This is a genomic window from Geodermatophilus sp. SYSU D01106 (assembly GCF_054049995.1).
Map to the genome: position 1 here is coordinate 60,315 of NZ_JBJGYM010000015.1, position 12,783 is coordinate 73,097.

At 78.0% G+C, this 12,783-nt stretch carries 12 protein-coding genes; 9 read left to right on the forward strand and 3 right to left on the reverse strand.

The window, feature by feature from the left end; translation table 11 throughout:
• Positions 1-14: 14 nt before the first annotated feature.
• The 3 genes from ACI78R_RS16105 to ACI78R_RS16115 form a co-directional block, all read right to left on the reverse strand.
• Positions 15-1,190: a DNA recombination protein RmuC gene (locus ACI78R_RS16105; protein WP_083628251.1), complete on the reverse strand. Its 1,176-nt coding sequence runs from the start codon at positions 1,188-1,190 to the stop codon at positions 15-17.
• 68 nt (positions 1,191-1,258) lie between these two features.
• Positions 1,259-1,789: a methylated-DNA--[protein]-cysteine S-methyltransferase gene (locus tag ACI78R_RS16110; RefSeq protein WP_073418681.1), complete on the reverse strand. Its 531-nt coding sequence runs from the start codon at positions 1,787-1,789 to the stop codon at positions 1,259-1,261.
• Positions 1,786-3,282, reverse strand: coding sequence for an AlkA N-terminal domain-containing protein (locus ACI78R_RS16115; protein WP_457041436.1), 1,497 nt, complete (start codon positions 3,280-3,282; stop codon positions 1,786-1,788). The genes ACI78R_RS16110 and ACI78R_RS16115 overlap by 4 nt, the downstream gene beginning before the upstream one ends.
• 149 nt (positions 3,283-3,431) lie before the next feature.
• On the opposite strand from ACI78R_RS16115, the gene ACI78R_RS16120 reads away from it, so the two are divergent.
• The 9 genes from ACI78R_RS16120 to ACI78R_RS16160 all read left to right on the forward strand — a co-directional run bounded on the left by ACI78R_RS16120 (position 3,432) and on the right by ACI78R_RS16160 (position 12,765).
• Positions 3,432-4,745 carry a S8 family serine peptidase gene (locus tag ACI78R_RS16120; protein ID WP_457041437.1) on the forward strand — a complete coding sequence of 438 codons (1,314 nt, stop codon included), beginning with the start codon at positions 3,432-3,434 and terminating at the stop codon, positions 4,743-4,745.
• 20 nt (positions 4,746-4,765) lie between these two features.
• The gene (locus tag ACI78R_RS16125) at positions 4,766-5,011 is read left to right on the forward strand and encodes a hypothetical protein (protein WP_457041438.1); all 246 of its coding nucleotides are present in this window, start codon (positions 4,766-4,768) and stop codon (positions 5,009-5,011) included.
• Positions 5,012-5,068: 57 nt separating this feature from the next.
• On the forward strand, positions 5,069-5,653 hold the full coding sequence (locus ACI78R_RS16130) for a hypothetical protein (RefSeq protein ID WP_457041439.1): 585 nt from the start codon (positions 5,069-5,071) through the stop codon (positions 5,651-5,653).
• Between the two features lie 189 nt (positions 5,654-5,842).
• Positions 5,843-7,372 (forward strand): zinc ribbon domain-containing protein, encoded by a 1,530-nt coding sequence (locus ACI78R_RS16135; protein WP_457041440.1) that lies wholly within the window; start codon positions 5,843-5,845, stop codon positions 7,370-7,372.
• Complete coding sequence (locus ACI78R_RS16140; RefSeq protein ID WP_457041441.1) at positions 7,372-9,033, forward strand: protein kinase domain-containing protein; 1,662 nt, start codon at positions 7,372-7,374, stop codon at positions 9,031-9,033. Before ACI78R_RS16135 ends, ACI78R_RS16140 begins: the two co-directional genes overlap by 1 nt.
• A 105-nt stretch (positions 9,034-9,138) precedes the next feature.
• Positions 9,139-10,044, forward strand: a complete 906-nt coding sequence (locus ACI78R_RS16145; protein WP_073418684.1) for an ABC transporter ATP-binding protein — start codon at positions 9,139-9,141, stop codon at positions 10,042-10,044.
• Positions 10,041-10,883, forward strand: a complete 843-nt coding sequence (locus ACI78R_RS16150; RefSeq protein WP_457041442.1) for an ABC transporter permease — start codon at positions 10,041-10,043, stop codon at positions 10,881-10,883. The genes ACI78R_RS16145 and ACI78R_RS16150 overlap by 4 nt, the downstream gene beginning before the upstream one ends.
• Positions 10,880-12,127 carry a sensor histidine kinase gene (locus ACI78R_RS16155; protein WP_457041443.1) on the forward strand — a complete coding sequence of 416 codons (1,248 nt, stop codon included), beginning with the start codon at positions 10,880-10,882 and terminating at the stop codon, positions 12,125-12,127. The genes ACI78R_RS16150 and ACI78R_RS16155 overlap by 4 nt, the downstream gene beginning before the upstream one ends.
• Entirely contained in the window at positions 12,124-12,765 is a 642-nt protein-coding gene (locus ACI78R_RS16160; protein ID WP_073418686.1) for a response regulator, read from the forward strand. The genes ACI78R_RS16155 and ACI78R_RS16160 overlap by 4 nt, the downstream gene beginning before the upstream one ends.
• Positions 12,766-12,783 lie beyond the last annotated feature (18 nt).

Consider the following 12,783-nt stretch of genomic DNA (forward strand, 5'->3'; position numbering starts at 1 on the left):
CCGACCCCGGGACGTCATCCGGCGCCGGAGGGGCGGCCCAGCCCGGGCAGCCGGCGCAGCGGCAGCTCGTCGGGTCGGGGGAGGGCGTCGGTGATCGGCACGGCGTCGGCGATGGGCACGGCGTCGGCGACCGGCTCGTCGTCGGCAGGCAGGACGTCGTCGTCCGGGGCCGGGCGCAGCTGCCGGACCACCGCCTCGACCTCCGGCGGGGACGGCACCGCGGTCTCGCCGACGCCGAGGTCGTCGAAGCGGCGGGCGGCGGCGAGCACGGAGCGCTCGTAGGAGCCGACCGTCTCGTTGTAGCGGGTGAGCGCGGTGCCCAGCGCCGAGCCGAGCCGGGTCAGGTGGCCCGAGAGCGTGGTGAGCCGGGCGTGCAGCCGGCGGCCGACCTCGATGACCTGGTCGGCGTCGCGGGCGAGGCGCTCCTGCCGCCAGGAGTGCGCGACGGTGCGCAGCAGCGCGAGCAGCGTGCTCGGGGTCGCGATGACGACGTCGCGGGCGAAGCCGTGCTCGAGCAGCGCGGGCTCGGCCTCCAGCGCGGTGGTGAGGAACCCGTCGGAGGGGACGAACAGCACGGTGAACGGCGCGGCCGGGCGGAACGCCGTGGGGTAGCGGCGGGCGGCCAGCTGGTCGACGTGGGTGCGCAGCTGCCGGGCGTGGGCGGCCACCCGCTGGTCGCGGACGGCCTGGTCGGTGGCCTGCACGGCCTCGATGTAGCCGGTGAAGGGCACCTTCGCGTCGACGACGACCTGCCGGCCGTCGGCGAGGGTGACCACCAGGTCGGGGCGGACGCCGGCGCCCTCGTCGTTGGTGGAGGACGGCTGCTCGACGAAGTCGCAGTGCTCGAGCAGGCCCGCCACCTCGACCACCCGGCGCAGCTGCACCTCGCCCCAGCGGCCGCGCACGTGCGGTGTGCGCAGCGCCGTGACGAGAGCCGCCGTCTCCTGGCGCAGCAGCGCGCTGGTCTGCCCGACGGTGCCCATCTGCTCGCGCAGCTCGCCGTGCGCGGTGGCGCGGTCGCGCTCGATGCCGGCCAACAGGCGGTGCAGGTGGTCGAGCGACTCGTGCACCGGCTCCAGCGCGTCGTCGGCCGGCCGGCGGCGGGACAGCACCGCGACCACGCCGAGGGCGACGGCCGCCCCGAGCAGCACGCCGAGGAGCAGGCCGAGCAGCAGGGAGGCGGCGTCCACCCCAGCAGGGTGCAGGACGCCACCGACAACCCCGGGGAGGTGAGGCCAATAGCGCTACAAAGGCCCACTCAGGCGGGGACGGGGGCGTGCTCCGCCTCGTGGTCGAGCAGCCAGCGCTTGACCGGGGTGCCCCAGCGGAACCCGCCGAGGCCGCCGTCGGAGCCGAGGACGCGGTGGCACGGGATGAACAGCGCGGCGGCGTTGCGGGCGCAGGCGTTGGCCGCCGCGCGGATCGCCGCGGGCCGACCGCAGCGGGCGGCGAACTCGGCGTAGGTGTCGGGCTGCCCGGCGGGCACCGTGCGCAGGACCTCCCACGCGTCCTCCAGGAACGGCCCGGAGCGCTGCCGCACGGGGACGGCGTCGATGGCCCCGACGTCGCCGGCCGCGTGCGCCTCCACGACGTCGAGGACCGGCAGGTGCTCCACCCGCTCGACCCAGGTGGGCCGCAGCGCGCGGTGCACGACGGGCAGCAGGTCGCTGACGTCGCCGGTCCACCCGGCGGCAAGGACGACGTCGCCGCCGTCGGGGCCCGGGGTGACGACGACGGTGAACGGCCCCGGCGGGGTCGCGACGGTGGCGAAGCGGGCGGACGGGGTCATGACGCACTCCGATCGGCGGGGGCGGGAGCCGGGTGGCGGGTGAACAGGTGCGGCGCGGCGAGCGCCCACAGGTGCAGGACGGCGTAGGAGCGCCAGGGCCGCCAGCGGCGCGCGGCGTCGGCGTCGGAGCTGCCGAGCCCGGCCAGGGACCGGCGCAGCGCGAGGTCGCCGGGCAGCCAGACGTCGGGGTCGCCGAGGCCGCGCATCGCCACGAGCGCGGCGGTCCACGGGCCGATGCCGGGCAGCGCCAGCAGGTCGCGGACGGCGGCGTCGCGGTCGCAGCCGGGGTCGAGGGCCACGCGGCCCTCGGCGAGCGCGGCGGCCAGCCCGGTGAGCGTGCGGCTGCGCGCGCCTGTCAGCCCGACGGTCGACAGGTCGGCCGCGGCCAGCGCCTCCGGCCGCGGGAAGGCGTGGGTGAGCGTGCCGACCGGCTCCGCGAGCGGCGTCCCGGCCAGCGCCACCACCCGCGCGGTGAGCGTGCGGGCGCCGGCCACCGACACCTGCTGGCCGAGGACCGCGCGGACCGCCGTCTCGGGGGCGTCGGGGGAGGCGGGCACCCGGCGGCCGGGCGCGGCGGCCACCAGCGGGGCGAGCGCGGGGTCGGCGCCGAGCACGTCGTCGACGGCGGCCGGGTCGGCGTCGAGGTCGAGCAGCCGGCGGCAGCGGGGGACGGCGGCGCGCAGGTCGCGCAGGTCGGTGAGCAGCAGCCGGGCGGTGACCGCGGCGCCGCCGTCGGGCGCGGGGGACAGCCGGACGACGCCGGGCCCGCCGGGCAGGTCGAGGACGCGGGAGAACGTCGTGCCGTCCCACTCCTCGAGGCCGGGGACGGCGTGCAGGCCGAGGAAGAGCAGCACCTCGGCGGCGTCGAACGGGGCGCGGGCGGCCAGCCGCAGCGTCAGCCAGCCCGGGGCGCCGGCCTCGCCGCCCGACCGGCGGCGGCGCAGCTCGCTGGGCGTGCAGGCGAACACCTCGCGGACGGTGTCGTTGAACTGCCGCACGCTGGCGAACCCGGCGGCGAAGGCGACGTCGGCCATCGGCAGGTCGGTGGTCTCGATCAGCACCCGGGCGGTCTGCGCGCGCTGGGCGCGGGCGACGGCGAGCGGGCCGACGCCGAGCTCGCCGACCAGCAGCCGGTGCACCTGGCGCTCGGAGTAGCCCAGCCGCGCGGCCAGCCCGGGGACGCCCGCCCGCTCCACCTCACCGTCGGCGATCAGCCGCATGGCGCGGGCGACGACGTCGGCGCGCACGTCCCACTCCGGCGAACCGGGGACGGCGTCGGGGCGGCAGCGCCGGCAGGCGCGGAACCCGGCGGCCTGGGCGCCCGCGGCGGTGCCGAAGAAGCTGACGTTGGCCGCGGCCGGCGTGCGGGCCGGGCAGGAGGGGCGGCAGTAGATGCCGGTGGTGCGCACGGCGGTGAAGAACCAGCCGTCGAAGCGGGCGTCCCGGCTGGCGACCGCGCGGTAGCAGCGCTCGGCGTCGAGGGAGGTGGGCACGCGTCGAGCATGGCACCGCCGGGAGCCCCTGACTGGCGGCTTTCGGACGGCGCCGCCGGACGTCGTCGGCGGGCGGCTGTCGGTGCCGCCCACCAGACTGCGCCCACCGGGGACGGCGGCGTGCCGGCCCCGCGTCGACAGGGGGAACCGTGATCGGACCGCGCCCGGGCATCCGTCCGCCGAACCGCCAGCCGGAACGCCCGGCGAGGCGCCTCGGGGCGCCCACGACCGGCCGGCAGGTCGTCGTCTTCGCCGATCCCGGCGACCCGCGGGTCGACTGGTCGGCGGCCGGGATCACCGACGTCGCCGACTCCCGCGACTTCCCCTCCGGCCGGGTGCCCGCGCAGGCGCTGCGCGAGGCCGGGGCCACGGTGTTCGCCCGGCTCGGCATCGCCGTCGTCGCCGCCCCGCCCGACCAGGTCGGCGCGCTGCGGTCGGCCGGGCCGCCGGTGCTGTCGGTGTCGCCGGAGCTGGTGCACCACGTGCTGCCCGCGGAGGAGTACGTGCGCGGCTACCGCGACGGCGTCACCGACCTGGCCGGCCGGCTCGCCGGCGCGGGCGGCGAGGAGGCGCCCGCGCCGCCGGCGTTCGCCGACACCGAGGCGGCCACCTGGGGCGTGCAGGCGGTCCGGGCGACGACGTCGCCGTACACGGGCGCGGGGGTGCGGGTGGCCGTCCTCGACACCGGGCTCGACCTCGCCCACCCCGACTTCACGGGCCGCGGCATCACCGCCGAGTCCTTCGTGGCCGGGGTGGACAGCGCGCAGGACGGGCACGGCCACGGCACGCACTGCGTCGGCACCGCGTGCGGGCCGCAGTCCCCGCCGCAGGGGCCGCGGTACGGCGTCGCGTCCGGCGCGGAGGTCTATGTCGGGAAGGTGCTCGGCGACGAGGGCAGCGGCGAGGACGGCGGCATCCTGGCCGGCATCGACTGGGCGGTGGCCAACGGCTGTGCGGTCATCTCGATGTCGCTGGGCGCCGACGTCGCCGAGGCACACCCGCCCTACTCGGCCGCCGGCCGGCGGGCGCTGCAGCAGGGCTCGCTCATCGTGGCGGCGGCCGGCAACAACGCCGACCGGGAGAACGGCGAGTACGGCTTCGTCGGGGCGCCGGCCAACAGCGTGGAGGTGCTGGCCGTCGGCGCGGTCGACGCCGCGTTGCGCACCGCCTGGTTCTCCGCCCGCAGCCTGGCCGCGCCCGGCGGGGAGGTCGACGTCGCCGGGCCCGGGGTCGACGTCTACTCGGCCTGGCCCCTGCCGCAGCGCTACAACACGATCAGCGGCACGAGCATGGCCACCCCGCACGTGGCCGGGCTGGCGGCGCTGTGGGCCGAGGCCACCGGGCGGCGCGGCTACGAGCTGTGGGCCACGCTCACCCAGGCCGCGAGCCGGCTGGGCGAGCCGTCGGTCGACGTCGGCAGCGGGCTGGTGCTCGCGCCCCAGGAGGGAGCCGGGTCGGCCTGAGGAGGACTAGCCTCCGCGGCGTGGGCTCCCCGCTGGCGCGGTTCAGCGTGACCGTCGACGACGGCCACCTGTCCGATCTGGACACCGTCGCCTCGGCGCTGCGCGAGTCCGGGATGCAGGTCGAGCGGGTGCTCGGCTCGCTCGGCCTGATCACCGGCTCGGCGCCGCCGGACGCCCGGCCCAGCCTGCTCGCCGTCGAGGGCGTCACCTCCGTCGACGAGCAGCTGCGGTACTCGCTGCCGCCGCCGGATGCGCCGGTGCAGTGAGCCCGCGGGGACGCCCGCCCGCCGTCGTCCGTTGACCGGGGTGTGCAGCCGACCCCCGTGCCCGACCGCGGCCGCCTGGTCGCCGTCGCCGCGGTCGTGCTGGCCGTCCTCGTGGTGCTCGGGACGCTGCTGGTGACCCGGCAGACCGGGGGCGAGGGGCCGCCGTCGGCGGAGTGCGCCTCGGCGGGTCCGGCGGTGCGGGTGGACCCGGCCGCGCTGCCCGCCGGGCCGGTGGCCGGCTGGGGGCCGGAGCAGCTGGCCAACGCCGCCGCGATCGTCAACGCCGGCGCCGACCTGGGGCTCGACACCTGCGCCCAGGTGATCGGCGTGATGACGGCGATGGGGGAGTCGTCGCTGCGGGTGCTCGACCGCGGCGACGCCGCGGGACCGGACTCCCGCGGGCTGTTCCAGCAGCGGGACAACGGCGCCTGGGGCAGCTACGCCGACCGGATGGACCCCACGACCAGCGCCACCAACTTCTTCCGCGCGCTGCGGGAGGTGCCCGGCTGGCGGTCGCTGGAGCCGACGATCGCCGCGCACCGCACCCAGCGCAACGCCGACCCGTACCACTACGAGCGCTGGTGGGACGACGCCGTCGAGGTGGTCTCCGCGCTCGCCGGGCGGCCGGTGCTGGGGCCCTAGCGCCCGGCGTCCGGCCGCCCCCGCACGGTGGTGGCGCGCCGGAGGGGACCGCCCGCCCGTCCTGCGCCCGCCCGGAGTGCTCCCGAGGAGCCGGCCGGCGTGCGTTCATGCCACGCGTGCGGGGGCGCCAGCCGTGCCCGCGCGGGCCGGAGGGACTCCGGCCGGGAGGTCGCACCCCGAGGGGCGAGCATGGCCGCTGCACCCAGCCGACGACCCGGATTGGCGCTCGCCGTCCTCACCGTCGCCCTCGCGCTCGTCCTCACGTCCCCGACCATCCCGGCCGGCGCCGCGCCCGCACCGCAGGACGCCGCCGGCGTCGCGGCCGGGCCGGAGGGCAGCCGGGCGGCGCTGGTGCGGATCCAGGTCACGGCGATCACCACGATCGTGCACCTCGACCACAGCACCGGCGACCTGCACGTGATCGACGGCCGCTACGAGATCCGGCAGGGCCAGGCCACGGGCGTCGTCGTGTCCGGGGACGGCGTCGTGGCCACGCTGTACCGGGAGCTGGCCGTCGACGTGGACCGCGTGGTCGTCCCGGCGGCCAACCGCCTGTTCGTCGACCGGTTCGGCGCGACGCTGGAGGCCGGCCAGCAGGCGACCGGGCGGACCCGGGCCACCGAGCCGCACCTCGACACGCACCTGCAGGACTGCTACGTCCAGCGGACCGACCACTGCTTCACCGTGCCGCAGATGCAGTACGACGTCGTGCTGCTCACCGACCCGCCGCGGCGCGTGCGCGCACTCCTGGTCAACGACCCGCAGGCGCCCACCGACGTCGCCCTGCTGCGGATCGGCGGGGCGTCGATGCCCACCGCGCCCCTGGCCGCGGCCGGTGACGTCCCGGCCGGCGGCGAGCTGGTCGGCTACGACGCCGACGTCCCCTCCGACCCCGCGGAGCAGGGCGGCTGGCGGCCGGTGTCCTTGCCCGTGACGGTCGACGGTGCGGCGCTGTCCGGCGAGGGCCTGCCCGAGGCGCTCGACCGCGGGCTCACCGGCGGGCCGGTGATCGACCCCTCCACGGGTGAGGTGCTCGCGCTGGCCGACCTCGACCGGGCCGGCGCGCAGGCCGGGGTGGTCGGCGCGGACGCCGTCCGCGCCGCCGTGGACGCCGCGGGCATCGAGGGCGGCAGCTCGCCGTTCGACGTCGCCTTCCGCAGCGGGCTGACGCTCCTCGAGGACGGTGACGCGGCCGCCGCGGTCCGCCAGCTCGAGCTGGCCGGCCGGTACTTCGACTCGGCGCTGGTCGCCGAGCACACGCGGGCGGCGGTGGCGGCGGCCGACGCCGCACCGGAGCAGCCGGTGGCTCCGGGAGACGGCGGCGTCGGGGTGTGGCCGTGGCTCGTCGGGGGCGCCGCCCTGCTGCTCGCCGCCGCGGCCTGGCTGTTCCGGGCGGGACGCCGGCGCCGCCGGGACCAGGCCCCGCCGCCGGGCTCGCCGCCCGTGCTCCCCGACCGCACCGGTCCGCCGACCTCGCCGCCGTCCGTGCCGGGCCCGCCCGGGCCCGCGGCGCCCGCGGGCCACTCCGCCCGCCACGCCGCCGGGGTGGTCCCGGCCGCCCCGGCGGCCACCGACACCCGCGTCCGGGCGTCCGCGCTCCTGCAGCGCCCGCCCGAACGGCCGTCGGTGTCCCCGGACGCCTACTGCGTGCACTGCGGGCACGCCCGGGTTCCCGACGGGCGGTTCTGCGGGCGCTGCGGCAGTCCGGTCGGGGCCTGATGCTGCCGCTGCAGCCGCACCTCCGGGAGGGCGCCGAGGTCTCGCGCTACCGCGTCGAGGGGATGCTGGCGCGCGGCGGGATGGGGCTGGTCTACCGCGCCCGTGACACCCGACTGGACCGGCCGGTCGCGCTCAAGGTGCTGTCACCGGACTTCTCCGGCGACGCCCGCTTCCGGGAGCGGTTCGTGCGGGAGTCCCGGCTGGCCGCCTCCGTGGACCACCCGCACGTCATCCCGATCTACGAGGCCGACGACTGGCACGGGCTGCTCTACATCGCGATGCGGCTCGTCCACGGCGCCGACCTCGCGGCGGTCCTGGATGCCGGGTACCGGATCGACGTCCCCACGGCGCTGCGCGTCCTCGGCCAGACCGCGGCGGCACTCGACGCCGCACACGACGCCGGGCTGGTCCACCGCGACGTGAAGCCGGGCAACCTGCTCATGGCGGGGGCGACGGAGGCCGCCGTGCCGGCGGACGTGCACGTCTACCTGACCGACTTCGGCCTGACCAAGAAGACGTCGTCCGTGTCCGGGATCACCGCGACCGGCCAGTTCCTCGGCACGCTGCACTACGTCTCGCCGGAGCAGATCCGCGGCGGGGACGTGGACCGGCGGGCCGACCTCTACGCGCTGGCCTGCGTCGCCTACGAGGTCCTCGCCGGCGACCCGCCCTTCGCGCGCGACGGCGACGCCGCGGTGCTCTGGGCGCAGGTGTACGCGCCACCGCCGCAGGTCACCGCGGTACGTCCCGACCTCCCCGTCGCCGTGGACACCGCCCTGGCCCGGGGGCTGGCCAAGGAGGCCGGGGCCCGTCCGGAGACGTGCGGGGAGTTCGTCGCCCTGCTCTGCGACGCCCTGGTCCGCGCCGCTGCGCCGGGCACCGTCGTCCCGCCCCCCGTTCCGGGCCCTGCGCCGGGCGCCGGTCCCGACCCACGGCCGCCACACCCGAGCCTGCCCGGCAGCGTCCTGCCGGGCGCGGGCCTGCCCGGCGTCGAGCCGGGCACCGTGCCACGGCGCCCCGACGAGCCGGTGCCGGATCCGTGGGGGAGGCCGGCCCGCGCGGAGCGGCCCGCGCGCCGCGGCCGCCGCGCGGTGCTGGCCGGGGCGGCGGTGCTGCTCGCCGTCGCCGTGGCGCTCGCCCTGTGGCGTCCGTGGTCGGCCGGTCCCGCGCTCGTCGAGCGCGCCCTGCTGCCGGGTTGGGCGGCCGCAGTCCCCGACGACTGGACGTCCGCGGAGGTCGGTGGGCGGGCCGGCTTCACCGTCCACGCCCCCCGGGACTGGACGGCGGTCTTCCGCTCCGATGCGGGGCGGGCGGCCGCTGCGCAGGCGGTCGCCGACGACCCCGACACGGTCGTGGGCGTCTACGCCGAGGTGGCGGAGGGGCTCGACGCCGCGTCCCCGGTGGCCCTGGTGGGGCTGGTCGAGCCCCACCTGGCGGCGCCGGTCACCCTGACGCCCGGGGAGTCGACCCGGCTGGGCGGACGGGACGCCGTCGCCTTCACCGGTGTCCTCGACCTCGGCGGCGGCGAGCAGCTCCTGCTCTCCGGAACCGTGACCACCACCGAGCCCCGGCTGCTGGTGGTCGGCTTCAGCCCGGCAGCGGTCGCCGACGACTGGCGGCCGGTGTTCGCCGACGTGGTCGGCTCGGTGACCCCCGACTGACCGCCCGGCGCCCGTCCGGCGGACCCGGGGCGTCCACCGGACGGTGGACGGCGGACCCACCGCGCGGCCGTCCCCGCGCCCGGCGCGCGGCGACAGGCTCGTGCCATGACAGCCACGAGCCCCGCCCCGGCCCCCGCGGCCGCGGCGTTCGACGACGGAGCGGCGGTCCGCGTGCGCGGGCTGGTCAAGCGGTACGGCGACCGGACGGTGGTCGACGGCGTCGACCTCGACGTCCGGCGCGGCGAGGTGTTCGCCCTGCTCGGGCCCAACGGCGCCGGCAAGACGACCACCGTCGAGGTCCTGGAGGGCGTGCGCCGGCGCGACGGCGGCGACGTCACCGTCCTCGGCGAGGACCCCGCCCGCGGCGGCCGGGCCTGGCGCGGGCGCCTCGGCGTCGTCGGCCAGAGCACCGGCAGCGGCAACGCGCTGACCGTGCGCGAGACCCTCGACCACTTCGCCCGCTACCACGCCGCACCCGTGCCGACCGCCGAGCTGCTGGCCGACGTCGGCCTGACCGACGCCGCCCGCACCCGCGTGGACAGGCTGTCGGGCGGGCAGCGGCGCCGGCTGGAGGTGGCGCTCGGCGTGCAGGGCCGGCCGGAGCTGCTGTTCCTCGACGAGCCGACCACCGGGATGGACCCGGTCGCCCGCCGCCAGTTCTGGACGCTGGTGGAGGGCCTGCGCGCCCGCGGCACCACCGTCCTGCTGACCACCCACTACCTCGACGAGGCCGCGCACCTGGCCGACCGGGTCGGCGTCATCAGCGCCGGCCGGCTGGTCGAGGTGGCCGCCCCGGCCGACCTCGGCGCCGAGCTGCGCCGGGTGGCCACCGTCCGCTGGCTGGAGCACGGCGAGTACCGGGAGGTCACCACGCCCGAGCCGGCCGCCGTCCTGCGCGACCTGGTCGCGGCCTCGCCGACCGGCGACGTGCCCGGCCTGACCGTCACCCGGCCCGACCTGGAGGACGTCTACCTCCAGCTCGTCGCCGCCGCCGAGGGGGAGACCCGATGACCACCGCCCGCACCGTCACCCGCACCGTCCCCGCCACCCGGCCCGCGCCGCCGTCGGCCGCCGCGATCGGGCTGGCCCGCGTGGGCCTGGAGCTGCGGCTGTTCGCCCGCGACCCCGGTCAGGTGGTCTTCTCGTTCGCCTACCCGGTGATCATGCTGGCGATCTTCGGGTCGGTCTTCGGCGACGAGGTCGTGCTGCCCGGCATCGGGTTCCGCGAGTACTTCCTCGCCGGCATCGCCGCCACCGGCGTGATGCTCACCAGCTTCCAGGCGGTCGGCACCGCCGTCGCCGAGGAGCGCGAGCGCGGCGACCTGGCCCGCCTGCAGACCCTGGGCACCCCCGCGCTGTCCTACGCGATCGGCAAGGCGGGGCAGGTCGTCGTCACCACCGCCGTCCAGCTGGCGCTGCTGCTCACCGTGGCCGCCACGGCCTTCGACGTCACCCTCCCGACCGACCCCGGGCGCTGGGTGACCTTCGCCTGGGTGGTCCTGCTCGGCATCCTCGCCGGCACCGTCCTCGGCCTCGCGGTGGCGACGGTCATCGGCAGCGCCCGCTCGGCCGGCACCGGCATCCCCGCCTTCGCCGTCGTCCTGCAGTTCATCTCCGGCGTGTTCTTCATCGGCTCGGACCTCCCGGACTGGATGGACCGGGTGGCCGCGGCCTTCCCGCTCAAGTGGCTGGTGCAGGGCATGCGGTCGGTGTTCCTGCCCGACTCGGCCGCCGTCGCCGAGCAGGCCGGCAACTGGGAGCACGGGCGGACCGCCCTGGTGCTGGCCGCATGGGTGATCATCGGCACCGTGGTGTGCGCCCGGACCTTCCGCTGGCGTCGGGCGGCGTGAGCCTGCCCCGCCGCCTGGCCGCCGCCGTCGTCCCCCCGCAGGACGACGGCGGCGAGCCGCTGCCCGAGCGCGGGTGGCGGGCCACGGTCACCGGCGTGCACGTCATCTCCGCCGTCGTGTGGGGGCTCGCGGTGCTCAGCGCGGCCGTCGGGGACGCCGTCGACGACGACCGGCGCGGAGCGGCCCTCGCCGTGCTCGGCGGGCTGGCCGTCGCGTACGCCCTGCTCGGCGTGCCCGCGATCGGCGCCGGCGCCCCGCGGCGGGCGGTGGCCTACCTGCTGGTGCTCGTCGTCGCCCTGGGCCTGCTCGGCTGGCTCGCGCCGGGCCTGCTGTTCCTGCTCTTCCTCGCCTACCCGCAGGTGTGGTTCGCCGTCCAGGGCACCCTCACCGGCATCACCTGGACGCTGCTGCTCGGGCTGGCCAGCGCGGCCGGCCCGGTGCTCGACCCGGGCGGCCGCGACGCCGCCGACGTGCTGCTGGAGACCGGCATCGGCATCGGGTTCAGCCTGGCGCTGGGCGTGTGGATCAGCCGGGTGCTGCACGAGAGCGCCGAGCGGGCGTCGCTGATCGCGCAGCTGGAGGCCACCCGCTCCGAGCTCGCCGCCGCCGAGCACGAGCGCGGGGTGCTGGCCGAGCGCGAGCGGCTGGCGCAGGAGGTGCACGACACGCTGGCGCAGGGCTACACGTCGATCGTCGTGCTGTCGCAGACCGCCGCCGCGCTGGTGCCCGCCGACCCCGACGCCGCCCGCGAGAAGCTGGCCGTGATCGAGGAGGTCGCGCGCGACAACCTGGCCGAGGCCCGCGCGGTGGTGGCCGCGTTCCGGCCGGTGGCGCTCGACGGGGCGACGCTGGTGGAGGCGCTGCGCCGGCTGGCGGAGCGGTTCGCCCGGGAGACCGGGCTGGAGGTGCGGGTGGACACGGCGGCCCTCGACGATCCGGCCCTGGACGGCGGGGCGGCGCTGCGCACCGACGAGGAGGTCGTGCTGCTGCGCGGGGCCCAGGAGGCGCTGACGAACGTGCGCCGGCACGCCGGGGCCTCGGCGGTGGTGCTGCGGCTGGCCCGGGTGGGCGGGCAGGTGTCGGTGCACGTGGAGGACGACGGCGTGGGCTTCGACCCGGCGGCGGTGACGGTCTCGGGTCTGGAGGGGCTGCGCGGGCGGGTGGCGCAGGTCGGGGGAGAGGTCGACGTCGCCTCGGCGCCGGGCTCGGGCACCCGCGTGACGGTGCGGGTGCCGGGCGCGTGACCATCCGGGTGCTGGTGGCCGACGACCACCCGGTGGTGCGCGGCGGCCTGGTCGGCTGGCTGGCGGCGCAGCCCGACCTCGACGTCGTCGGGGAGGCCGGCGACGGGCTGGAGGCGCTGGCGCAGGTGGCCGCGCTGTCGCCCGACGTCGTGCTCATGGACCTGCGGATGCCGCGGATGGACGGCGTGACCGCGATCGAGCGGCTGGCCGCCACGCACCCCGGCGTCCGCGTGCTGGTGCTCACCACCTACGACACCGACGCCGACATCGTGCGGGCGGTGGCGGCCGGGGCGACCGGCTACCTGCTCAAGGACGCGCCGCTGCCGCAGCTGGCCGACGCCGTCCGCGCGGCCGCCCGCGGGGAGACGGTGCTCGCGCCGCCGGTGGCCGCCCGGCTGGTGTCGCGGATGCGGGCGCCGGCCGTCGAGGCGCCGACCGCCCGGGAGCTCGAGGTGCTCGCCGGGGTGGCGCGCGGGCTGACCAACGCCGAGATCGGCCGGGAGCTGTTCATCGGCGAGGCCACGGTGAAGACGCACCTGCTGCGGGTGTTCGCCAAGCTCGGCGTCGACGACCGCACCCGCGCGGTGATGGTCGCCGTCGAGCGCGGCCTCCTCCCCGGGCCGGGGGCGCCTCGCTAGGACGAGGGCCTTCGTCGC

Excerpts from the sequence above, each read along its gene's own strand:
- ACI78R_RS16110 (WP_073418681.1), bottom strand. The coding sequence starts at position 1,789 with ATGACCCCGTCCGCCCGCTTCGCCACCGTCGCGACCCCGCCGGGGCCG.
- ACI78R_RS16135 (WP_457041440.1), top strand. The coding sequence starts at position 5,843 with ATGGCCGCTGCACCCAGCCGACGACCCGGATTGGCGCTCGCCGTCCTC.
- ACI78R_RS16140 (WP_457041441.1), top strand. The coding sequence starts at position 7,372 with ATGCTGCCGCTGCAGCCGCACCTCCGGGAGGGCGCCGAGGTCTCGCGC.
- ACI78R_RS16145 (WP_073418684.1), top strand. The coding sequence starts at position 9,139 with ATGACAGCCACGAGCCCCGCCCCGGCCCCCGCGGCCGCGGCGTTCGAC.
- ACI78R_RS16150 (WP_457041442.1), top strand. The coding sequence starts at position 10,041 with ATGACCACCGCCCGCACCGTCACCCGCACCGTCCCCGCCACCCGGCCC.